This is a genomic window from candidate division WOR-1 bacterium RIFOXYB2_FULL_36_35 (assembly GCA_001771505.1).
Taxonomy (GTDB): domain Bacteria; phylum Margulisbacteria; class WOR-1; order XYC2-FULL-46-14; family XYC2-FULL-37-10; genus XYB2-FULL-36-35.
Genome location: MEUA01000026.1, coordinates 26,325 through 49,008 on the forward strand (window position 1 = coordinate 26,325; position 22,684 = coordinate 49,008).

Sequence of the window (22,684 nt, forward strand, 5' to 3'; positions counted from 1 at the left end):
GCAGTGAGAGGTCAGGAAGTTAATAAAAATAGAGCGGCATAATTCTATTCGTCTATGCAGAAAACCACGGTAGTAAAGCTGTCGAGGTTTTGCTTTTGCAAGCGCGGAAATGGAGGGTATGTATGAAGAAAAAAGGGGAAAAACATATGTTGAATGTTTTGACAATATGTTTTTTGTCTTGTGCCTGTCTGCAAGGCGGACTGCGCTTATGGTTAAGGACTTGTTTTAGATGAACCGAACATCTTACGTTTCCACACAGCTTATCAATAATTCCGATTTATTCAAAAATACAAAACCAATTCTATTAAAACTGGACATTGAGCTTACCGAACGCTGCAATAATAATTGTATCCATTGTTGCATTAACCTTCCTGAAAATGATCAAATTGCAAAGCAAAAAGAGTTGTCTACTGACGAATGGAAAAAGATAATTCAGGAAGCCGCCGGTTTGGGCGCAATCAGGATTCGTTTCACAGGCGGAGAACCTTTGCTGCGTGAAGATTTTAAAGAACTTTATCTTTTTACACGAAAACTTGGGATTAAAGTCATGCTTTTTACCAATGCCCGTTTAATTACCCCGGAATTGGCCGATTTTTTGGCGCTTTATCCTCCTCTTGAAAAAATTGAAGTTACAGTCTATGGGATGCACAAAGAATCTTATGAGGCAGTTTCTAGAGCCAAGGGCTCTTTTGAAGAATTTTGGCGCGGAGTCAATCTTTTATTTGATAAGAAAATTCCTTTTATTGTTAAGTCCGCTTTTCTTCCTCAAAATAAACAGGATATGGAAGAATTTGAATCTTGGGCTGCGACAATTCCATGGATGGATAGACCCCCTTCTTATTCCATGTTTTTTAATTTAAGAGACAGGAGGGAAGAAAAAAAGAATATAGCAATTAAAAAAACAAGAATTTCCCCTTCTGAAGGATTGAAAATGCTTACCAGGAATAAAGAGCGATATATTAAAGAGATGAAAGATTTTTGCTCCAAATTTATGGGGCCTCCGGGAAATAAATTGTTTTCCTGTGGCGCGGGTCATGGTGGGGGCTGCGTGGATGCTTATGGCAAACTACAGCTTTGCCTTTCTTTAAGGCATCCAGACACGGTTTATGACCTTAAAAAAGGGACATTGAAAGACGCGATTGATAATTTTTTTCCAAAGGTTCAAGGGATTATGGCGAAAAACTCTGAATATTTAAAACGTTGCGCGAAATGTTTTTTAAAAGGTCTTTGTGACCAGTGTCCATCTAAATCCTGGATGGAATATGGGACATTAGATACCCCTGTGGAATATATCTGTGATGTTGCTCATGCGCAGGCGGAATATTTGGGTTTGCTTAATAAAGGAGAAAAGGCTTGGACCCTGGTGGAGTGGAGAGAGAGGATAAATAAATTTGTTGAAAATATTTAGAAAAATGATATTATTTCAGGCGGAATACATATTAGGAGGTTGTGATGAATAAGAAATGGATGAAACCTATATTGCAAGTTTTAATACGAGGGAAAGCAGAGGAGGCGGTTTTGATTACTTGTAAAAATGGAGGAGTTGCTCCTGCTGGCCCAAATAATAGCGATACTCAGTGCCATTCGAACGAATCTGGATGTGGGGTTACTTGCGATGTAAATGCTGCTTCATAGTTTTTGTTTGGTATTAAGATGCTTTTTTGATTAAACGAAAGGATATGATTATATGGCTTTAAATTTGGATTCTATCTATATGCCGTCGGAGAAAATAGTTGCGAGAGAGATTGAAGGAGAACTTATTATTGTTCCTTTAATGTCTGGCGTTGGAGATATGGAGGACGAGCTGTTTACGCTAAATGATACAGGAAAAGAGATATGGAAAAGGCTTGATGGAAATAGGAGCCTTAAGGCTATAGTAGATGAATTAATAGCAGAGTTTGATGCATTAAGGGAAGAAATCGAAAAAGATGTTCTTGGTTTAGCTTCTGAACTTGTAAAACGAGGAATGCTTGTAGAGAGCCACTAAAAAAGTGCCTGACACAAAAAAAACAAGAGAAATTTCTCTTTATAGCCTTCAGCTAATAGAACTAATGCGTGCGGTGCATGAAAAAGGCAATCTTTTTCGTTTCAAAGCAAAAGGCATTAGCATGACTCCTTTCATTAGGGATGGAGATATTCTTACAATATCCCCTTTAAAACAAAAACTTCAAATTGGTGATGTGGTTCCTTTTATCAAACCGGGATTTATTAAGCTAATTGTTCATAGAATAGTTAGAAAGAGAAGGAATAATTATTTATTAAAAGGAGATAATTCCTGGAACTTTGATGGTACAATCCATGCTGAAAATTTGCTTGGGATTGTTTCAAAGATAGAAAGAGGCAAAAGGAAGATAGGAATTGGATTTGGGATTGATAAGTTTTTTATAGCTTTTTTAAGCCGGTTTAAAGTTTTAAATGTTTTACTTTTTTTAATTAGATTTTTTTTATCTGTTTTTAGAAAAAATAATAACAATGGATAAGAAATTTTCATCATCTGCCCCTTTATCTGAGTTTGTTTTGTGGGACAAAATGAAAAAAAACTCAAAAAATCAGGTTATATCTTTTACTTTAGAAGTTACCGCCCGCTGCAATAATGATTGTTCCCATTGTTATATAAATCTATACGCGAATGACAAGGATGCTCAAAAAAAAGAACTTTCCCTTGAGCAGATATCGGATATCGCGAATCAGGCAATAGAATTAGGAGCGCTTTGGTGTTTGATTACCGGGGGAGAGCCGCTACTTCGCCCTGATTTTTTTGATATCTACATGATGCTTAAGAAAAAAGGGCTTTTGGTCTCTGTTTTTACTAACGCCGGTCTTATTACCCAAAAACATGCCGACTTTTTTAAAAAATATCCTCCTCGTGATATTGAAGTTACGGTCTATGGAGTTACAAAAGAAACATATGAAAGAATAAGCCGCAAGCCTGGCTCTTTTGATGCTTTTATGCGAGGCTTGGAGATACTATTAAAGACTGGAGTCAGGATACGTTTTAAAACTATGGCAATTAAATCCAATCTCCATGAGCTTGAGATGATATCTCAATTTTGCAGGGAGAGGACAAAAGATTATTTCCGTTTTGACCCGCAGCTTCATCTCCGTTTTGACCGTGATGAAAAACGAAACCAATTGATAAAATCGGAACGGCTTACCCCTGAAGAAATTGTTGCTGTCGAGCAGGCTGATAATAAGCGTTTTTCTTCTCTAAAAGAAAATTGTGATAAATTTATTAATCCTGAATTTGAGAAGCATGTCTGCGACCATCTTTTTCATTGTGGGGCGGGAAATGGAAGTTTTAATGTCAGTTATGACGGTTTTTTCAGGCTTTGTTCGTCCCTTTGGCATCCCGATACAATTTATGACCTCAAAAAAGGGAGATTAGAAGAAGCATGGGGGGAGTTTATAAAAAAGGTTAGGGATATGCGGTCTAATCGCAAAGAATTTTTAGAAAAATGCCGCAAATGTTCTATAATTAATCTTTGTTTGTGGTGTCCTGCGCATGCTTATTTAGAGGTTGGTGAGATGGACGCGGTAATTGAATATTTCTGCAAAGTAGCTCATGCGAGGGCAAAAGCTTTGGTTTGATTTTATATGGTTTGGTTTCATTTGCCAGTTTTACAAAAATAGAATTTGTGCTTTTCATCTTCGAATGTGGATATTTTTTTTTGTAATCTTGATATTCTGGAGAGTTGGCAGAGGCAACTGCTATTGGCACACACCAGGAATAATCTTTGTCTAATGATTTTTCCTCATCTCACGGAACCGTGACGGAACGGGAAGTTATAGTAGCTACTACTCCCTTTTCTTTGGGGCGGGAACGTAAAAACGAAAGAAGGGGAAAACCACATCAACCAAATAAAGGATTTTTAAATTCTTTTTCTTTTGTATGAAACCCCACAATTTTGTATATTTCCTCAAATTCTTCCTCGACCCAGCCCTTTGGCCTAAGTTTTTTGTACTCTGCTAATAAGAAACTCTTTGCCTGTCCCTTTCTATGGTATTCAGCAATTGCAACGTCAATTATTCTGTTTTTTATATCTTCTTTTCGTTTTTGTAAGGAATCATTATATTGAGATATTGTTAATTGTAATGTGTCCTTACTTGCCATATCAGCACTTTTATATGCTTTATAAGAGATAAAAGCTCCTATGATAGAAACTAGAAAGGTAGAAGCCCATTGCCAATTATTTAATAAAAAATAACGCATATTTTATATGTATTATATCATGGCACACCGCCCCGCTTTGACAATGAAAACCCTCCTGAGAAGGAATCAAGGGGGTTGATGGTCTCTTTAAACCTTTCCACAAGGGAAAACGATATTGTGCCGATTAAAAAAACATAGCTTAAGCTTTATAAAATAAAATCTTTAGTTATAAATGGTTGGGGTGCTTGTTGCGGTGTAAATAAAGTTTATCCCTTTAGACATTTGGGCTATACTTGTATAAAGGGCTAATTTGAGGAGGCAATCATGAAAAGAAGAAATGTTGTGGGGAAGGTTATCAATTTTAGAGGATTAATCTACGCTCCAGTTGAGGAGAATGGTGTTATTTTTCTTTTTTCTAAAATAACAAACGATTTAAATATGAATATTGAAACCATAAGAAAAGGATTCCCTGATTGTATTGCGAAAAAATATGTAGGCAATGGACAATGGGAAGAAGTTAATATTGAATTTGAATTTAAATCCTCAGATTTCCCTAAGCACAAGCATTTAGAAAGGATGCGGTTAGGGACAAAATGCGACAGCATTGTGTGTTGGGAGCATGATTGGCAAGAATGTCCAAAGGAAATCGAAATAATTGAACTAAAGACTGAGTATAAAAAATATCCCAATACAGTAGTTGAAGAACCTGATAAGGTCTCGCAGATAAGTGATTATAATCTTAATGATTTATTTAAAAATTACACTCTATCAAAGACTCTTTATAATGAATTACATGGGCTAACAATGAAAATTAGCGGAGAAATATGGAGGAAGGTGGCAAAATATGCGGTCTTTTATTATTCGCCAGAAAAGGTGTTCTTTAATGTCTCAATTCAGAAGCAGGGTCTCAAAATTCATCTTTTTACTGGGGGTAAAAATATTCGAGGAGTTGAAACTATCTCCGAAGAAGGTAATTATGCTCAAAAGTGGGGGAAATTGTATGTTAAAGCTCGAAGGGACTTACCTATTGCGATGTCTGCGATCAGAAAATCTTTGCAATTAATTAAAAAAGCAATAAATAATCATGAGAATACTGGTTGGTATGCTGAAAATGATTAACCTTTCTGATGTCGCTTTTTAAACGGCTCAAAAAGAACATTGAAATTAATATGGCAAGTCAAAACCAATAATCGAATAAATGGCGCAGGATAAAGGCAATGGAGGATTAAAAATGTCTGGAAAATTATTTAAATTATTAGATACAGGGACAACTTATGAAATAGATAAGATTCCGTATGAAAAAGATTATTTAAAACTTAGAGATGGATTATCAAAAGATTAAAGAAAATCAAAGAGAGGCTCGTGCTGAAATAGCTGTCATAGTTTCAGTCGTTCTACCTGATGGGATTAAAACTCATAAACAAAAAGATAATGTCTGGGTATCTAATTTTGAGTCGGTTGTTGGTCTCGCTATGGCACTAAGAATAAACCTCATGCAGGTTATGTCTGTTAAACTTGCCTCAGTAGGTAAAAATGAAAAGATGGAGATTATCTATAATTATTTAACTGGCACAGAATTTAAACAGAGAGTCGAAGCTATTGTTGAAGCATTTACAGGGATGAGAGAGGATTTGGATAAGGAGGAGCAGTATTTTACTAGAATGTGGGCTAAAAAAAGAAAGCAAATCAATAAGGTTATAGATAACACTTACGGTATGTATGGTGAACTTGAAGCAATAGCCGGAAAGGCTTTACCACAGATTAAATTATTGGAATTAGCTACCGGGGAAGATGTTGCGGAAGTGGTTGATGGAGTAGCTGTCGCATGAAAATTCTTAAAACAACCCTAAGCTACCTTCTCTCATTTATATTTTTCCTAGGAGTTCTACCAGCATTCTTTGTCGAGATAGGATTTGGCCTTGATAGATTATTTCGAATTCCACAAAGAAGTGCTTGTCCGTACTGCTTAATATTATCTTTTATATTGGTCGTCTTTGGTTTGTTTTGGATGGTCTGGTCAATGCTGGCGATTGTTTTTATAGGTCGAGGAAACCCTCAAGAACTTTTTGGAAAAGAGTTTTTGCCTTCTGCTAAAAAGCTCATAATCGTAGGCCCTTATCGATATACAAGAAATCCGATGATCTTTGGATGGTTGCTTATTATGTTTGGGGTTGGTCTGTATTTAGGATCGATCTCTTTACTGCTCGTAGTTTTACCTGTTTTTATCGTCAGCGTAATTTTTTATCTTTGTAAATTTGAAGAGCCTAAGTTGCTTAAAAAATTTGGGGATGATTATGTGAAATATAGCAAAAAGACGCCTGTTTTACTGCCTCGCGTTTGTACGAAACAATTGTCTTGACATGTAAACATTAAAAAGGATAAAATTTATCTATTATGGCGATAACAAAAAAAGATGTAGAGACACTAAAAGAGGTTTTTGCTACAAAAAAAGATATAGAAGCGTTGAAAGAAGTGTTTGTTACTAAGATAGAATTCAAAGGGCTTGAATCCAAAGTCGATGCCCTTGAATCCAAGTTCGATAAATTGGAACACAAAGTTGACGCTGGATTTGATAGGCTTCTTACCGGACAGGACAAACTTATGCATGAATTAGAAAAAGCTCGAGAAGATAGAATATTTGCATTTGCAAAAGATAAAGAGCAGGATTTAAGACTGGATAATATGGATGTTCGCATTAAAAAACTAGAAACGGTACAAGCATAATACGGCAAGCAGCATTCCCCTTCTCACTGAACCTCCACGGAACCAACCCCCTAAAACCTGTATTTCCTAATTCTTAACCTTCATTCTTATCCTTAAATTTTACGAAGTACTATAGGTTAGAAGACTTGAAAATAGGGAGAGGAATTAGGGAGTAAATTTTACTTCGTAAAATTTACTAGCGGGGGTAGGATTTGAACCTACGACCTCAAGGTTATGAGCCTTGCGAGCTAACCGGACTGCTCCACCCCGCGATGAAAGAATAAAAGCATTATAACATTCTTTGTAAATTAAAACAAAGGGTCTCGCCATGGAAAATCAAAAGACAGTTTAACCCCGATTATTCACGGTAAAACCAGAAATTAACCTTGATTGTCATAATCGGGGTTAAATTGAATATTGTTTATGAACTTATCGCAAAATAAAGAGTCGTTGAAAAGGTTAGTGACACGGGTTGTCCTCGTTCATCTGTGCCGGTAAGGGTTGTATTTGCCCTTATAGCGAGAGAGGTGTTAAGAGATAACGCAAAAGCATATGTTCCACTTGCAGTTGAAGATACAGCTATACTTCCTATTTTATTGAAAACTTCTGATGCTAGTACTGACGAGGCTATGTTGTTATCAGTAATAGTTATGCTTGATGAATTTGTTCCTGCAGGAATGACAATATTAACTCCGGTGCTTTCAGTAGAAGGGGCCCATGTCCCTATAAGATTTCCCGCCGAATCTTGAACTACTGTGTAGGTTACATCCATTTGATTGAAAGTTATAAGTGGCAGTAGAGTTGATGAAGTTGGTGTCTCCTTAGGATATGTGAGAAGTGTTAACGCAGGGCTTGGCAAAGTTTTGTTTATGACATATCCTGTAGCAGATGTATTATTTATTGTTGATACGCTGTAGGTTGTTGTGTAACTACTTTGTGTTGATGATACAGAAACTTTATAATATTCAGAATCGGTTATTTTTGACAGATCACTGCATCCAGCAATAAAAAATACAGAAATTAATAACAAAGCCAATCTAAATTTCATGATATATCTCCTCACTCAAACGATCTATTCCCCTCTCTTTTTAAAAGAAGAAAAGTTTATTAGGCGGGGCCAATATAACATTTTGATACGGATATTGTCAAGGAGCATTTAGCTGAACCCCGATTATTCCTACCACGAGTAAACCCAGATTATTTATGGGCTTGTTGCGTAATGACAGTTTTTGCAATTTGTCATCCCCGCAAAAGCGGGGATCCATCTTAACCCCGATTATTATAATCGGGGTTGTTTTCTGAAAAATAGATTCCCGTTTTCACGGGAATGACCATTATGTAACAGTCCCTTTATAGACGAACAGAATTTCAGCAGAGTGTTGGAAATTTTCCCAGGTATGAACCCCGATTATCCTAATCGGAGTGAATAGTCGGGATAAATATCTATATTGATTTGTTTTTTTTGCTGCGCTTATGTTAAATAACTAGAAATTTTCAGTCAAAACTGACGATAATAATGTAGGAGATTTATTTTTATGGATACGCAAAGGATCTCACAAGTAGGACTGGTAGGTTTAAAAATTTTATCTACAACTGGTAGATATGTATTAGAAGTAGTTAGGCCTGGTTCTCATGGAGTTCCTGCCACGGAAAATTGGGCTAAAATTCCTTCAATGAATATTGAAGGAGATTTATTTAGTCCCTTTGGTGTGGAGGTAAGAAGTCCTCTTGTTGGTGATTTCGGGGCTGAGGGATTTTTTAATAATACTTATCTCCCTTCTTTACACTTCATCGATCCGTCTAGCAAGGAGCCGGAAGTCTTTTTAGCCATGAAATGTGCTTTGTCTTTTGTCTCTTCTTCCGGGCTGGAGGAAAAAATATACCATATTGATGGAGGATTAATTGCGAATACTCAAGATTTTTTAGATGTAACTTTAGAGCTTTTAAAAAATAGGGGAGATACAACTTTTTCTATTAGGCCTGTAGTTATAGGAGCAATAAATCGTTTTAGGGCATTTGGATTGAGGATGCCTTTAGAATTTTATCGTTTATCATTTATAGATAATAATTACATTCATTTCGCAAGGAGAAGAAACGAAGATAGCATACCTGTTTTTGACGTTCGAACTGTGCAAAAGGATATTTCGGTTGATCAAGTTATCCTTCATGAAAACTATAAAATTGTAGTTAATGAAGGAGTTGATAGATGTATCTTTTGCACGGATGAGACTGTCTATGAAGATAAAAATGAATACTTAAATGGTTTAAGGAGGGGTGTTGATATTGCAACAGTTGGCGATTATAGGCTTGTAGCTCGAGATTTTATTCTTGGGACTGCCGATAGTTCTCCCTCTTACGAGATTGCGCTTCATAGATTGACAGATGATTCGGATTACTTTTATAAGATTGGAAGTGTCAAGGTTTCTCCAAATGAAGAATGTCATATTGTTATTGATTATGAAGGAGAGAGAAAAGAGATTGTAATTAAAGGAGTTAAAGAAGGTTCTCCAAAAGCCACACTAGTTTTTTAAACGCGCTACAAGGATAATTTCTTTGTTGACAATAAATTAACCTCATCTTAGAATTTGTTTGTGCCTTCAATTTTAGATAGAATTTCGTGTTTAAAAGATAAAATCAGTGCAGCGGCCCGAAAAGCGGGCAGAGATGCTTCGGAAATAACTCTCCTTGCTGTCGTGAAAACGGTTCCTCTTCATCAAGTATTTGAAGCTTTAGATGCGGGAATATCTGTGATTGCTGAGAACAGAGTACAGGAAGCTAAAACCAGAGTTCAAAAAATAAGATCAAAATATCCTTATGTGAAAATTCATTTTATAGGACATCTTCAAACTAATAAGGTTAAACAGGTGTTGGAAATGTTTGATGTCATACAATCTGTTGACAGCTTTAAAATTGCAAACGAAATAGATAAAAGAGCAGATAAGCCTGTTTACGTTTTTGTGGAGGTTAACACATCAAATGAGAAAAGTAAGTTTGGAGTTGAGCCGGAAAATATTTTTGAATTGGTTGAACAGATTTCTCACCTTACACATGTTAGGATTACAGGGCTTATGACAATAGGCGCATTTACTGAAAATAGCGAAAAAATTCGAGCTTGCTTTAAAAAATTAAAAGGTTTAAAATATCAGCTGCATCAAAAAGGCTACACAAATATCGAACATCTTTCAATGGGTATGTCTTATGATTTTGAACTGGCAATAGAAGAAGGTTCTGATATAATAAGAATAGGTAGCGCCATATTTGGTGAGCGCAACTACCAAGGGGGTATGTAAATGGAAAGTTTGTTCAAGCGCGCAAAAGCATTCATTGGCATTGAAGAAGAGGATGATAATGGTTATATTCCAGAAGATAATCGTCAATTAGACATAAGTCAAGTTATAAAACCAAGAAGAGAGATGCCTGTTGGTGATAATATTTCAGAAATCATAGTTTATGAGCCCAAAATTTATGAAGACTCATTAAATATTTCTGGAAATCTGAGAAAAGGAAAACCGGTTCTTATTAACCTTAGAAGTCTAGATCCAAGCGAAGGGACTAGATTAATTGATTTTATATGTGGAGCAGCTTATGCTATCGATGGTCATATGATGAAAATAGGGGATTCTATTTTTCTGTTTACCCCAAGTTCCGTAAAAATTACCGATGCAGAAGAAAGGGCTTCTATAGGAGAGGAGATAACCTCATTTGATTCGCAAAAAGAGACTTTTTTCAGTAGGCAGTAAAATAGCATTTATTGGTGGAGGTCGGATGGCTGAGGCTGTTATTTGTGGTCTTTTGAAGTCTAAGAAAATTTCTCCTGAAAAAATAATTGTTTCTGATATAAAAAAAGATAGGCTTGACTACTTAAAAAGGGAATACGGAATTAATTTTGTTCGAAATAATCAGGAAGCTCTAAAATGTTCTAAAATTGTTGTTTTGGCCGTTAAGCCTCAAAATTTTCCTGATGCCATTGTAAATTTGGATTTTTCAGAAGTAGATATTGTTATATCAATAGCTGCGGGGATAACAATAGATTATTTAAAAAGATTTGTTGGTGTTAAATCTGTAATAAGAGCTATGCCTAATAATCCTGCTCTTATTCAAGAAGGCATTACTGCTATTTCTCCTTCTTGTGATTCCAGAGAAAAAGATATTAAGTTGGCGGAGTTTGTTTTTAGCACAGTTGGAAGAGTTGTTCAAATTAAAGAGTCTTTAATGGATGCAGTAACGGCTCTTTCCGGATCGGGTCCCGGTTTTGTTTATTTTTTTATTGAAGCTATGATAGAAGCGGGGGAGTCTTTGGGTTTTGTTAAGTCTGTTTCTGAGGAGTTGGCAGTTCAAACTTTTTTTGGATCTATCCAGACACTCCTTAAAACAAAGAAGTCCGCAAGAGAATTGAGGGAAATGGTTACTTCTCCGGGAGGAACAACAAGGGCAGGGCTTGATGTTTTGGAGTCCGGAAAATTTAAGGAAGTTTTTTTGGAAGCTGTGAAGGCGGCTGCCGAAAGATCAAAAAGTCTTAGTCAAAAAAGTTAAATTTTGTTTATCACCACAATTTTGGAGGGTAGTTCAATGACTCTTTTAATAACAGGGACAATAGCTCTTGATACAATTGAAACTCCTTTTGGCAGGAAAGAAGATATATTAGGGGGATCTTCTGTTTATGCGGGAGTATCCGCGAGTTTTTTTACTGATGTTTCAATCAGCGGCATCATTGGTAAAGATTTTCCAAAAGATCATTTGGATTTTTTAAAGTCTAGAAATATTGATTTGTCCGGTTTGGTTGTAGATGACGGCGAGACTTTCCGTTGGAATGGGTTTTATGAGTATGATATGAACCAAGCCCATACAAAAGATACAAAACTTAATGTTTTACTGAAATTTGATCCTAAATTGAGTGATAAACATAAAGAAAGTGATTTTGTTTTTCTTGCAAATCTTGATCCTGCAATTCAGCTTAAAGTTATAGACCAATTAAAAAATCCCCGCTTTATTGCTGCCGACACTATGGATTTTTGGATAAGCAATAAAAGAGAAGAACTTTACGAAGTCATTAAAAGGGTCGATTTTCTTCTGATTAATGAGGGAGAAATTCGGATGTTTATGGAAACTCCAAACATCCCTTTGGCGGCAAAACGTTTACTTGCGCTTGGAGTTTCAGGCGTAATTGTAAAAAAAGGAGAGCATGGCGCTCTTTTATTTACGCAAAGTGACCATTTTTCCGCACCGTCTTATCCGCAAGAGGTTTTTCGTGATCCTACAGGTGCAGGAGATTCTTTTGCTGGAGGGTTTATGGGCTATTTGTCGAGGACAGGGGATGTTTCTCTAAGTAGTATTAAGAAGGCAATGGTCATCGGTTCTACAATGGCATCTTTTAATATTGAAGATTTTAGTTTGGAGCGGATGCGCAAATTGGTTGTCCGTGAAATATTTGATAGATTTTCGGAGTTTAGAAGATTCTCAGAATTTGAAGCTCTCTCTTTTGCGACAATTAGTGAAGATTAACAGAAATTGATAAATTTTACTTGTTTTATTAGGATGGCGATGGTAAATAGTTTGGGAGTGATGAAAAAGCCTATAAAAGGCGTAATTCCTGTGATATAAAAATGGAGGTAAACAATGTTAGAAGAATTTCAGTCGATGGGAAAAAAACTGTTTGAACAGGGGTTGATTGGCCCGTGTGGAGGAACTTTAAGCTGTAGGGATGGGGATAAAATTATCATAACCAAACAGGGGGCAATTTTATCTAATCTTAATTTCGATGATTTAGCAGAAGTCTCTTTTGGTGAAGGGAAAAATCCTAACGCTTCAATAGACTTGCCTACACATCTTTCTATTTATTCAGCTTGTGATATAAAAGTTATTATTCATGCAACCCCTATATATGCTATGGCGATTGCTGTTCATGAAGAAAAAATAATTCCTTTAGATTATTATGCCAAGCAATTTTTAAAGGGGATTCCCGTTGTTAGGGTTCGAGATCCTCATTCTATCGAGGAGATTAATAGGTTTCTTGTCCCATTGCTTAAAAGTTGTTATCCTTGTTCTATTGTCAGGGGATATGGGAGTTTTTCTATCGGTAAAAGTTTTAATGAAGCCTACACGTATCTTTTACTTGCGGAGAGATCTTGCAAGATGATTAATTTTTCTAAAAAAACAGATAGCAGTTATGGGCAAAGAGATGATAAATCTAAACAAAAAACTTACCGGTCGGCTATCCCTCCTTCAATTGGAGTTATGGATAGAAGTTATCGTAGGAAGAGATGAATTTTGATGACCTTAAAAGAAAAGTAAGAGCTTATTGTTCTGAAAATGACTTGAAAGATATTGAAAAGGCGTATGAATTTGCCTTAGAGAAACATCGTGATCATAAAAGACTTTCCGGCGATCCTTATATAATACATCCTGTTGCGGTTGCGAACATTTTGGCTGAATTGGAACAGGATGCTCCCACAATTTGTGCCTCACTATTGCATGATACTGTTGAAGACAGTGATACCACAATTGAAGATATCTCAAAAAAGTTTTCGCCTATTGTTGCTAAGTTGGTTGAAGGAGTTACAAAGTTAGGTCAATTAATTTATGATTCAAAAGAAGAGCAACAAGCGGAAAATTTTCGCAAAATGTTTATGGCTATGGGAGAAGATTTGCGTGTTGTTATTATCAAACTTGCTGATCGTCTTCATAATATGCAAACATTAAAATGGTTGCCAGAACAAAAAATTCATGAAATTTCCTTGGAAACGAGAGATATTTTTGCTCCTCTTGCCCATAGGCTTGGCATGTGGCGTTTAAAATGGGAGCTTGAAGATTTATCTTTTAAATATTTGGAACCAGAGGAGTATAAAAGTATTCAAGAAAAAATTTCTGAAAGCCGCATAGCAAGAGAGGAATACATCGGGAGATTTATAGAAAAGCTTAGTTCAGCTTTAAAAGAGCTGAATATTGAAGGAGAGGTTAAAGGGCGGCCAAAACATTTGTATTCCATATGTCGTAAGATGGTAACCCAAAACTTAGAATTTGAGCAGATTTATGATTTAACCGCCGTCAGGGTTATAGTCCCTTCACTTAAAGATTGTTATGAAGTTTTAGGCATTATTCATGCCAACTGGAAACCTATTCCCGGAAGATTTCGTGATTACATAGCAGTCCCCAAAAGTAATGGGTACCAATCTTTACATACTACTGTTGTTGGGGATGAAGGAAAACCTGTGGAGGTTCAAATTAGAACACTTACGATGCATAGGACTGCTGAGTATGGAGTTGCCGCTCATTGGGTGTACAAAGAGACATCGACCGATAAATCTTTTGATAAAAAAATGGCCTGGTTCAGGCAAATGCTGGAACATCAGGCGGAATTTAATAGCGCGAAAGATTTTATGAATACTTTGAAAATTGATCTTTTTACGGATGAGGTTTTTGTTTTTACTCCAAGAGGAAAAGTGATCCAATTACCGCAAGGCGCAACTCCTGTTGATTTTGCTTATCATGTTCACACGGAAATCGGACATAAATGCGCAGGGGCTAGAGTTAACGGCAAAATTATACCTTTGGATTATAAGCTGAAGAGTGGAGATATAGTAGAAATTATAGCTTCAAAAACTGGGAATCCGTCTCTTGATTGGTTGAACTTTGTAAAGACCTCTGGCGCCAGAACAAAAATCAGAAATTATTTTAAAAAAATCAAGAGAGATGAAAGCCTTTTGCGTGGAGAAGCTGCCATAGATGAGGAGTTGAAAAAACTTCACCTTATTCCCAAAGAGGCTCTTGCCCAAAAAAATATAGACTTATTGCTTAAGCAATTTAAGCTTCAATCAAGAGAAGATTTGTATGCAGCGGTTGGTTGTGGCGATATTTCCGCCTTTGATTGCGCCAGGAAAATTTTTAATATTTTAAACCCGCAGAGTAAAATTGAAGCTGTTTCTCCTTTATCTGGTCGCAGACCGCGTAAGCGGAAAATAATTCATGGCGTAAATGTTGCAGGACTTTCCGGTATTATGGTTAAAATATCCCGTTGTTGCAGGCCTTTGCCTGGCGATGAAATAGTGGGCTTTGTAACCCAGGGGAAAGGAGTCGCTGTCCATCGTAAAGATTGTAACAGCCTTTTGCGAAATAAGCCGGATGTTCATAAACTTGTTGATGTTGAATGGGACCTAGCTTCCGAACTACACTATCCTGTAGAAATAGAGATAGAAGCTTTTGATAGATTGGGTGTTTTGAAAGATATTTTAGCCCAGATTGTGGAGACAAAAACAAATGTTGAATCTGCTTCAACTAAGACAAAAAGAGGAAGCATTGCTTTTTTACGTCTTGTTATTGATGTGAAAAATGTTGAACAATTAAATAAGGTTATACAAGCCGTAAAGAAAGTTTCTGATGTTTATGAAACTAGGCGATGCGATATTGAATAAATCCCCATGCAAAAAAACTTTTATTTCTGTGATAGAATACTAAATAATGTTTGTAGCTTTAATTAAGAAGGTTGTTGAAAATATAAATTTGTCTGTTAACGAGTCCTCTTTTGCTATGGATTTTATAATGAAAGGGGAGGCAACTCCTTCGCAAATTGCTTCTTTTATTACCGCGCTTCGAATGAAAGGCGAGACCATTGATGAAATTACGGGTTTTGCGAAAAAAATGAGAGAACATGCGATTCAAATTCATCCTCATAAAACTAATCTTGTTGATACTTGTGGTACGGGTGGAGATGCTTTGGGTACATTTAATATTTCAACGGTGTCAGCTTTTGTTGCCGCAGGGGCTGGTGTTACTGTTGCTAAACACGGCAACCGTTCGGTTTCAAGCAAATGCGGTTCGGCAGATCTGCTTTGCGCCTTGGGAGTAAACATAAACATTGAGCCACAAAAAGTTAAAGAGTGTATTGATAAAATCGGGATTGGTTTTATATTTGCTCCTGTTTTTCATAAAGCGATGAGATTTGCCATGCCCTCAAGAAAAGAGATAGGGATCAGGACTGTTTTTAATATTTTAGGGCCTCTTACTAATCCTGCAAATGCTTCCGCTCAAATTCTGGGGGTTTTTGATTCGCGGTTGTGCGAAGTTATGGCGAAAGTTTTAAGAAATCTTGGGGTGCAACATGCTTTGGTTGTTCATGGAAATGATGGGTTGGATGAAATTTCAATTACGGATAAAACCAGAATTTCCCAATTACGAAAAGGAAAAATTAATAATTATGAGATAAAACCCAAAGATTTTGGGATTAAGAAGGCTTTATTGAAAGATCTTTTTAGTGACACTGTTTTAAATAACAAGAAAATTGCTCTCAATATTTTGAAAGGGAAAGAGATAGGACCAAAACGAGATGTTATCTTGTTAAATTCAGCTGCCGCTATTTTTGTTGGTGGCATTGCAAAAGATATGCATGAAGGAATTAACTTGGCTAAGGAATCGATAGATTCTGGTTTGGCATATAAAAAACTATGTGAATTAATAGCATTTACCACTTAACTCCGATTATTCATACACGAGTAAACCCCGATTTCCTAATCGGGGTGAATAATCGGGGTTAAAATTTAGTTAGCAGGAGGGGTTATGTTTATAAAGACCAATAAACTGGTTAAAATTTATAACGGGGTTCGTGTTGTGAACGAGATCTCTATTGAAGTAAATCAAGGGGAAATTGTAGGGCTTTTAGGGGCTAACGGGGCGGGAAAGACTACAACCTTTTATATGTGCGTCGGGCTTGTAAAACCGGATTTAGGGACAGTTTATCTTGGAGATAAAAACATTTCAAAACTTCCCATGCACAGGCGTTCACAAATGGGGATAGGGTATCTTCCTCAAGAGTCTTCAATCTTTAGAAAACTTACAGTGGAAGAGAATATTTTTATTTTGTGGCAGCTTATGCCTTATATAAAAAAATCTGATTATGAGGAAAAACTCGTATCTCTTCTTGATGAATTTGGAGTAACCCGTTTAAGAAAACAAAAAGCTTATACCCTGTCTGGAGGAGAACAGCGACGAGTTGAAATTGCGCGTGCTTTGGCGACCAACCCCGCCTTTTTATTGTTAGATGAACCGTTTACAGGTATTGACCCAAAAACTGTAGGTGATATACAAAATATAATCAGGTATTTAAAAGATAAAGGAATTGGTGTTTTAATTACTGATCATAATGTTCGCGAAACTTTAGCTATTACTGATAGAGCTTATATTGTGCATAAAGGACAGGTTTTAGTTTCCGGAGATTCAAATTCTATTGCACAGTCAGAAGAGGCTAAAAAGTTTTATTTAGGCGATCAGTTTATTCTTTAATATATTTATATGTTTAAGATAATTGATAAATACATTTTAAAAGAAATAATGGATCCATTTTTATTTGGATTGTTGTCCTTTTCTTTGATTTTGTCGGCTTCTATGGTTCTTTTTGAATTGGTCAGGGCTGTTGTTATGCACGGGATGTCTTTATTTACTGCTTTGCAGGTCTTTGTTTTTCGCCTTCCTTCTGTAGTTGTTTATATTTTCCCAATGGCTACACTTTTAGGGACACTTCTTGCTTTTGGCCGGCTTTCTAAAGAATCGGAAATAGTTGCTTTTAGATCTTCTGGTATTTCTTTGTACAGGCTTATGGTTCCCGTCTTGATTTTTGGGATTTTAATTTCTTTTGTAACATTGGCTTTTTATGAAATTGTTGTTCCTGAGTCGAATAAAAAAGTAAAAAACCTGATGATTCAAACAGCTACGAAACGAAATGTGAAGATGCAGGAGAATGTTTTTGTCCCGGAAATGGAACACGGTGTTTTAAAGCGGATTTTTTACGCTCAAAAAATGGTTGGAGATGAAATGGAGGGGGTTGTTGTTTCTGAGTTTTCGTCAGGGAAATTATCCCAAATTATAAATGCTGGCACCGCGAAATGGGATGGACAAAAAAATCAATGGTTATTTAAAGATGGCGTCGTTTATCTTTTGTCTGATATTGGTGAGTATAAACATTTAATTAAATTTGACGAACAATATATTTCAATCAAATATACTCCCGCGGATTTTTCAATAGGAGATAAATCTCCTGATGATATGAATATTGCGGAGCTTGGCGATTTTATAAAGCTTAAAGAAAAAATGGGGGTTAAGGTCACCGATTTTAAAATACAGCTTAATATGAAAATTGCTATACCTTTTGCAAGCTTGGTTTTTGCTCTTTTAGGAGCTCCCCTTGGATTATCTCCCAGAAGGGCTTCCTCTTCTGTCGGACTTGGTTTTTCCATTATAGTTATATTTGTCTATTATGTTTTAATGTTTTTTTCTATTGCTTTGGGGGAGCTTGAGTGGATAGCTCCATGGATGGCGGCCTGGATCCCCAACTTTGCAACTTTTGGTTTGGGATATCTTTTCTTGTCGAGGGCAGCTCAAGCATGAACTATAGTTTTGCTTTTCGAATCATATTTATTTTAGTTGTTTTGTCTGGTATCATTGCTTTTGTAGGCAATCGCATAGGGCGGTTTTTTGGAAAGAAACGGCTTTCTCTTTTTAATTTGAGACCCAGGCATACTGCAACAATTTTTACTGTTTTATCGGGCATTCTTATTATGTGCTTAACTTTTACAACGCTGATTTTTCTGTCAAAGGATGTTCGTACGACTTTGTTTGGGCTGGAAGAGCTTAGGTTGTTGATAAAAAAAAACAAAGATGAATTGGCTGTTACAAAAAAAGAGCTTGATAAGCAGAAAAATGATTTAGTTGTAGTCCGAAATAATCTTGACTCCGTGGAAAGACAAAAAGAAGAGCTTGAGAAAGAGAAGTTACATCTTCAAAGACTTCGAGATAAACTTCGCATGGAAATAGATAAACAAAAAATGGGAACAGTCATTTTCGGTGCGGGAGAGATAATTTCGATTGAGTTAATTAAAGCTGATGTTGATCTTAATCAGGCTCAGGTATTAATTAGGGGTATTTTAAAAAGTTTGGATAAAGATGTTAAACAATACCTTATTCCTAATGTTGATGTGGATAAATCTGATTTTGACGCAGCAGTCTCTTTTTTGACAAATAGTCGAGGGGATGTTGTTTTAAGGATAAAATCGATGGAAAATGTAACAATAGGTTCTGATCTTTTGGTGAAAATCGAGGTTTTTTCAAACGAGTTAATTTATAAAAAAGATGAAGAACTTATTAACCTTATTTTCTCTGGAGATGAACCCCAGAAAGAGATAGAGGAGAAGCTTAAGGATCTTTTGTCTACTGCTAGATTTTCCGCGACACGAAAAGGTGTTTTACCTGATGTCTCTGGATCTTTCGGCAGCCTCTCATATTCTGAAATTTTTGATGCCGTAAAAGAAATAAAAGCTGAAAAGAGGGCTGTTAAAGTAAAAATTTTGGCAAAAAATGATATTTATACTATAGGTCCTCTTAATATCAGGTTTAAGGTTGAACAATGATAATAATGGCTGTCGATCCGGGGACTAAAAAATGTGGATTGGCAGTGCTTGATTACGCATTAAACATATTGGATAAAAAGATAGTTAATGTTGAGATGTTAAAATATGAACTTATCTCTTTTGCTGCAAAATATGCTGTTTCTCGGGTTGTTATAGGGGAGGGGACGGGATCTAAAAAAATCAAACAAGAGTTATCTCAAATGGAATTGCCGTTTGATATTGTTTTTATCCCTGAAAAATTTACAACCTTAGATGCTAAAAAAAGATATTATAAGGACAATCCTCCTGCTTGGTTTATGAGAATTATTCCTGTTTCACTACTTGTTCCTCCAAGACCTATTGATGATTATGCTGCTGTTGTATTAGGAGAGAGATATCTTTCTTAACCCCGATTATATAAATAACGTGTGAAATTCTGCAGTTTTCTTGAACGATATTGAATAAAGAAATTACAAGGGGGATTATTTATGACTTTATCAATAAAAAATAAATTTGTTGTTATACAGAGACAGGAGAGAAGAAAATCTCCGATTATAAGAAGAGAAAGTCCTCTGGGAACATTTTTGCTTTTTTCTGATATTGGAAGAAGAGATATAAACAAAGATGCTGCCGGATATATTCATAGAGAAATAAAGGGAAACCATTTTGCCGCTGGATTGATCCTTGATGGAGTATCGAGCGTGGAAAAGTCGGAACTGACATCTTTTAAAGCAATCGAATTTTTTAAAGAAACTATGTACGCTCTGACATTAAATCAATTGCAACAATTTAATAATCAATTAATGTTTGAGCTTATCTCTTGCGTGCAAAGAAAGTTGGTTGATGAAAACATCCCTGGAGTAACAACGTTTTCTGCAATATTAGTTTCACAAAGCGGAATATTATATGCGAGAATAGGTGATTCCCCGATAATCGCGATAAACCGTACAGGCAAAGAAGAAGAGCGTCTTTCTCTCGGTTTAGATCATGTATTATATTGGGAAAATAGAGAAGATGCTGCTGTTTGGTACAGTCCGGAAGAGATACAACAGGAGAGATTTGAGTTAAGAGGAGACGAAGATCCTGAGAGTAAAGCGTTAATTTCTCTACTAGGTTATCCATTCAGTAACCAGAATATAAGGGTTATTCTCTCTTTTATCCCTTTTCTTGATACAAAAAACCCTAAAAGAAGCGCTTCATTGCTTTACACCGATGGAATTGTATTAAGAGAACAAGAGATTGCTGATACTTTAGAAAAAGGGGCCAGTGATCATGTAATTACAAGAATTAGGGGGGGGCAGGATTTTCTTAGAAAATTAAATCTTCTTGATGATTCGACTGCTTTACTATTTATGGGTCCTTTATTGGATTTTAAAGAGGTAAACAGACAGACAGAGGAGCTTATTATCCCGGCGGTTGCATAATGGGACTGTTGCGAAAGCCTTAAAATACAGAAATTATATATTTCGCAACAGTCCCATATTAGAGATTTATGATTGGGGTTGATTTCTGATTTTTCCTAATAATTGGGGTTAAATACTAGATACCCTTTTTTGTTTAATCCGAGTTTTTTGATGACTCGTCCGCAAGGATCAATTAATCCGGATATTCCTGTATTTGCTGCCTGAACGACAAATTTTCTATTTTCTATAGCCCTGAAAATAGCATGGTTGAAATGTTCATAAGGGGCTGAAGATGTTTTAAACCACGCATCGTTTGTGATTACAATAATAATATTGGCTCCTTCTTTTGTTCTTCTTTTGATTGAAAAAGGAAATGTGGATTCAAAACATATTGCCGGCGCGATTGTTAAATTGTTTATTTTAATAGTAATAGCGCCATTCCCTCTTGCAAATTCGCCTTCATAGTATCCAGTATTTTTTAAAAAAGGATAAAGAAAAAATCTAAAGGGGAGATATTCCCCGAACGGAACTAATTGTTGTTTGTCGTAACGGCTTACAACTTCAAAAGAGGGAGAAATAACTGCCATGGAATTATATATTTTATGGTTTTTGTCGTAATGTGGAGTTCCGATTATAAGATATGAGTTTGTCTCTTTTGCCAGATTTTTTATTTCGTTTAGAAATTTTTTATTGTGCAGTAAATACACAGGAATGCTGGTCTCCGGCCAGATAATTATATCGGGGGCTTCTTTTGCCGCTTTGAGTGTTAATTTTTTATGGATGTTTAGATTTTCCGTATTAAAGTCCGGATCTAATTTTTTTTCCTGGGGGATATTTCCTTGAATTGAAGCTATTTTAATTGTATTTTTATTATTGATTGGTTTGTTTAATTGGATAAACCCATAAATTGTTGAAGCGAAAATTAATATTAAGGATAGGAGAAAAAGAGATAGCGTCCCTTTTTTGTTTTTTTGGAATATAATTTTTGTAAGACTGATATTAAACAATATAATCAAAAAAGAGATACCATAAGCGGTTGTGAATGAAGCGATCTGAATAATAGGGAGGAATATTGTTTGGGAGTAAGCGATTACACCTCCAGGCATGCCAAAATTGCCCATTCCTCTTATAATTTCAATTAGAATCCATAAAAATGCTCCCCAGATAGAAAGAGTTATGTTAAAACGTTTTATAATGTAAGAATAGATGAGTAGGAAGATCGATTGGAAAATAGCTAAGCATATCCAAGCCAGGTATGCCCATTTGCCGACATATAAAGAGAGGGAATTGATCCACAGAAAGTTTATGCTAAAAAGTGTCATTCCCAGAGTAAAACCTAAAGCGGCTGCCTCTCTTGTGTTTTTGCTTTTTTCTATTGCAAAAAAGAATGGGACGAGGGCCACCCAGGCTATTATAGAAAAATTTGACTTTGGGAAAGCGCTTGCGAGTAACAGCCCTGAAGTGATTGCATAGATTAGGCTCATTCTAATCTAACCATCCAGGTTTTAATGTCTAATGAAGTAGTTATCTTGGGATCATCAATATCACTTTGTGTTACAACTGTTCCGCTTATTGTTGCAAAATCGTAAACGGGGGGGGAAATTCTGTCTTTTAATATTTTTTCCGAGTTTGTCGGATAATCAACCGAAACTATGTCAAAATATACATTATTTGGTATGTTTGTACCAAAGATTTTTTCAAGATTAACTTTAAAAGCCAGTTTGTTTGTTAAGCTTCCGAGAGTTGAAATAATCTCCCGTGTTGATTCTGTGCCAAAGACAAATGGGCCCTTTACAAAGTTATAGCCAAAACTGTCAATAACGACATAGGCATTCCAGGTGGAATAATATTTGGTATAATAGCTTTCTTTTGTTGTCAACCCCGGTTGTGGATCATTTCCAGGCTCTAAAAATTCATCTATGCTATCGGGTGGTGGGAGGGGGATTTGATAAGACTCCATTGTTGAAAATATTACAAAATATCGGTTGTTTGATACATTGGCTGTCCCTTCTAAATTGATTTCTACATATAATTCATTTCCTAGAGATGGCATTTGG

Annotated in this window: 27 protein-coding genes and 1 tRNA gene; 23 read left to right on the plus strand and 5 right to left on the minus strand. The window is 36.0% G+C overall.

Annotated features, from left to right (window positions below; translation table 11 throughout):
* Positions 1-229 precede the first annotated feature (229 nt).
* The 5 genes from A2290_09160 to A2290_09180 are packed head-to-tail and all read left to right on the plus strand — an operon-like array spanning position 230 to position 3,588.
* Positions 230-1,408, plus strand: a complete 1,179-nt coding sequence (locus A2290_09160; GenBank protein OGC15059.1) for a hypothetical protein — start codon at positions 230-232, stop codon at positions 1,406-1,408.
* A gap of 44 nt (positions 1,409-1,452) precedes the next feature.
* On the plus strand, positions 1,453-1,635 hold the full coding sequence (locus A2290_09165) for a hypothetical protein (protein ID OGC15060.1): 183 nt from the start codon (positions 1,453-1,455) through the stop codon (positions 1,633-1,635).
* A gap of 52 nt (positions 1,636-1,687) precedes the next feature.
* Positions 1,688-1,987, plus strand: a complete 300-nt coding sequence (locus tag A2290_09170; GenBank protein ID OGC15061.1) for a hypothetical protein — start codon at positions 1,688-1,690, stop codon at positions 1,985-1,987.
* A 4-nt stretch (positions 1,988-1,991) separates the two neighbouring features.
* Positions 1,992-2,480 (plus strand): hypothetical protein, encoded by a 489-nt coding sequence (locus A2290_09175; GenBank protein OGC15062.1) that lies wholly within the window; start codon positions 1,992-1,994, stop codon positions 2,478-2,480.
* Positions 2,473-3,588 (plus strand): hypothetical protein, encoded by a 1,116-nt coding sequence (locus A2290_09180; protein OGC15063.1) that lies wholly within the window; start codon positions 2,473-2,475, stop codon positions 3,586-3,588. Before A2290_09175 ends, A2290_09180 begins: the two co-directional genes overlap by 8 nt.
* A gap of 262 nt (positions 3,589-3,850) precedes the next feature.
* Here A2290_09180 and A2290_09185 read toward each other — a convergent pair whose 3' ends face one another.
* Complete coding sequence (locus A2290_09185; protein OGC15064.1) at positions 3,851-4,210, minus strand: hypothetical protein; 360 nt, start codon at positions 4,208-4,210, stop codon at positions 3,851-3,853.
* A 264-nt stretch (positions 4,211-4,474) separates the two neighbouring features.
* Between A2290_09185 and A2290_09190 the strand changes: the two genes are divergently transcribed.
* The 4 genes from A2290_09190 to A2290_09205 all read left to right on the plus strand — a co-directional run bounded on the left by A2290_09190 (position 4,475) and on the right by A2290_09205 (position 6,874).
* Positions 4,475-5,269: a hypothetical protein gene (locus A2290_09190; protein ID OGC15065.1), complete on the plus strand. Its 795-nt coding sequence runs from the start codon at positions 4,475-4,477 to the stop codon at positions 5,267-5,269.
* A 203-nt stretch (positions 5,270-5,472) separates the two neighbouring features.
* A complete protein-coding gene (locus A2290_09195) occupies positions 5,473-5,979 on the plus strand; it encodes a hypothetical protein (GenBank protein OGC15066.1) in 507 nt (168 codons plus the stop codon).
* The gene (locus A2290_09200; protein ID OGC15067.1) at positions 5,976-6,509 is read left to right on the plus strand and encodes a hypothetical protein; all 534 of its coding nucleotides are present in this window, start codon (positions 5,976-5,978) and stop codon (positions 6,507-6,509) included. The genes A2290_09195 and A2290_09200 overlap by 4 nt, the downstream gene beginning before the upstream one ends.
* A gap of 35 nt (positions 6,510-6,544) precedes the next feature.
* On the plus strand, positions 6,545-6,874 hold the full coding sequence (locus A2290_09205) for a hypothetical protein (GenBank protein ID OGC15068.1): 330 nt from the start codon (positions 6,545-6,547) through the stop codon (positions 6,872-6,874).
* 176 nt (positions 6,875-7,050) lie between these two features.
* On the opposite strand, the gene A2290_09210 is transcribed toward A2290_09205, so the two are convergent.
* Together A2290_09210 and A2290_09215 are read right to left on the minus strand one after the other, a co-directional pair.
* Positions 7,051-7,125 (minus strand) — tRNA-Met (locus A2290_09210).
* Between the two features lie 149 nt (positions 7,126-7,274).
* The gene (locus A2290_09215; protein OGC15069.1) at positions 7,275-7,901 is read right to left on the minus strand and encodes a hypothetical protein; all 627 of its coding nucleotides are present in this window, start codon (positions 7,899-7,901) and stop codon (positions 7,275-7,277) included.
* 487 nt (positions 7,902-8,388) lie between these two features.
* Between A2290_09215 and A2290_09220 the strand changes: the two genes are divergently transcribed.
* The 13 genes from A2290_09220 (at position 8,389) to A2290_09280 (ending at position 20,648) form a co-directional block, all read left to right on the plus strand.
* Positions 8,389-9,384 carry a hypothetical protein gene (locus A2290_09220; GenBank protein OGC15070.1) on the plus strand — a complete coding sequence of 332 codons (996 nt, stop codon included), beginning with the start codon at positions 8,389-8,391 and terminating at the stop codon, positions 9,382-9,384.
* A gap of 60 nt (positions 9,385-9,444) precedes the next feature.
* Positions 9,445-10,143, plus strand: a complete 699-nt coding sequence (locus A2290_09225; protein OGC15071.1) for a YggS family pyridoxal phosphate enzyme — start codon at positions 9,445-9,447, stop codon at positions 10,141-10,143.
* On the plus strand, positions 10,144-10,593 hold the full coding sequence (locus tag A2290_09230) for a hypothetical protein (GenBank protein ID OGC15072.1): 450 nt from the start codon (positions 10,144-10,146) through the stop codon (positions 10,591-10,593).
* Positions 10,594-10,618: 25 nt separating this feature from the next.
* On the plus strand, positions 10,619-11,386 hold the full coding sequence (locus A2290_09235; protein OGC15073.1) for a pyrroline-5-carboxylate reductase: 768 nt from the start codon (positions 10,619-10,621) through the stop codon (positions 11,384-11,386).
* A 36-nt stretch (positions 11,387-11,422) separates the two neighbouring features.
* Positions 11,423-12,355, plus strand: a complete 933-nt coding sequence (locus tag A2290_09240; protein ID OGC15074.1) for a sugar kinase — start codon at positions 11,423-11,425, stop codon at positions 12,353-12,355.
* A 114-nt stretch (positions 12,356-12,469) separates the two neighbouring features.
* Positions 12,470-13,117: a hypothetical protein gene (locus tag A2290_09245; protein OGC15075.1), complete on the plus strand. Its 648-nt coding sequence runs from the start codon at positions 12,470-12,472 to the stop codon at positions 13,115-13,117.
* Positions 13,114-15,261, plus strand: coding sequence for a (p)ppGpp synthetase (locus tag A2290_09250; protein OGC15076.1), 2,148 nt, complete (start codon positions 13,114-13,116; stop codon positions 15,259-15,261). Before A2290_09245 ends, A2290_09250 begins: the two co-directional genes overlap by 4 nt.
* Before the next feature lie 46 nt (positions 15,262-15,307).
* Positions 15,308-16,318 carry an anthranilate phosphoribosyltransferase gene (locus A2290_09255; protein OGC15077.1) on the plus strand — a complete coding sequence of 337 codons (1,011 nt, stop codon included), beginning with the start codon at positions 15,308-15,310 and terminating at the stop codon, positions 16,316-16,318.
* A gap of 84 nt (positions 16,319-16,402) precedes the next feature.
* Positions 16,403-17,125: an LPS export ABC transporter ATP-binding protein gene (locus A2290_09260; GenBank protein ID OGC15078.1), complete on the plus strand. Its 723-nt coding sequence runs from the start codon at positions 16,403-16,405 to the stop codon at positions 17,123-17,125.
* A gap of 9 nt (positions 17,126-17,134) precedes the next feature.
* On the plus strand, positions 17,135-18,226 hold the full coding sequence (locus A2290_09265; protein ID OGC15079.1) for a hypothetical protein: 1,092 nt from the start codon (positions 17,135-17,137) through the stop codon (positions 18,224-18,226).
* The gene (locus tag A2290_09270) at positions 18,223-19,245 is read left to right on the plus strand and encodes a hypothetical protein (protein OGC15080.1); all 1,023 of its coding nucleotides are present in this window, start codon (positions 18,223-18,225) and stop codon (positions 19,243-19,245) included. Before A2290_09265 ends, A2290_09270 begins: the two co-directional genes overlap by 4 nt.
* Entirely contained in the window at positions 19,242-19,631 is a 390-nt protein-coding gene (locus A2290_09275) for a hypothetical protein (protein ID OGC15081.1), read from the plus strand. Before A2290_09270 ends, A2290_09275 begins: the two co-directional genes overlap by 4 nt.
* Positions 19,632-19,712: 81 nt before the next feature.
* Complete coding sequence (locus A2290_09280; GenBank protein ID OGC15082.1) at positions 19,713-20,648, plus strand: hypothetical protein; 936 nt, start codon at positions 19,713-19,715, stop codon at positions 20,646-20,648.
* A gap of 95 nt (positions 20,649-20,743) precedes the next feature.
* On the opposite strand, the gene A2290_09285 is transcribed toward A2290_09280, so the two are convergent.
* Entirely contained in the window at positions 20,744-21,748 is a 1,005-nt protein-coding gene (locus A2290_09285; protein ID OGC15083.1) for an apolipoprotein N-acyltransferase, read from the minus strand.
* Positions 21,749-21,833: 85 nt separating this feature from the next.
* Here A2290_09285 and A2290_09290 point away from each other — a divergent pair, with 85 nt between their 5' ends.
* Positions 21,834-22,100: a hypothetical protein gene (locus A2290_09290; GenBank protein ID OGC15084.1), complete on the plus strand. Its 267-nt coding sequence runs from the start codon at positions 21,834-21,836 to the stop codon at positions 22,098-22,100.
* 7 nt (positions 22,101-22,107) lie between these two features.
* Here A2290_09290 and A2290_09295 read toward each other — a convergent pair whose 3' ends face one another.
* Complete coding sequence (locus A2290_09295; protein ID OGC15085.1) at positions 22,108-22,680, minus strand: hypothetical protein; 573 nt, start codon at positions 22,678-22,680, stop codon at positions 22,108-22,110.
* Between the last annotated feature and the right edge of the window lie 4 nt (positions 22,681-22,684).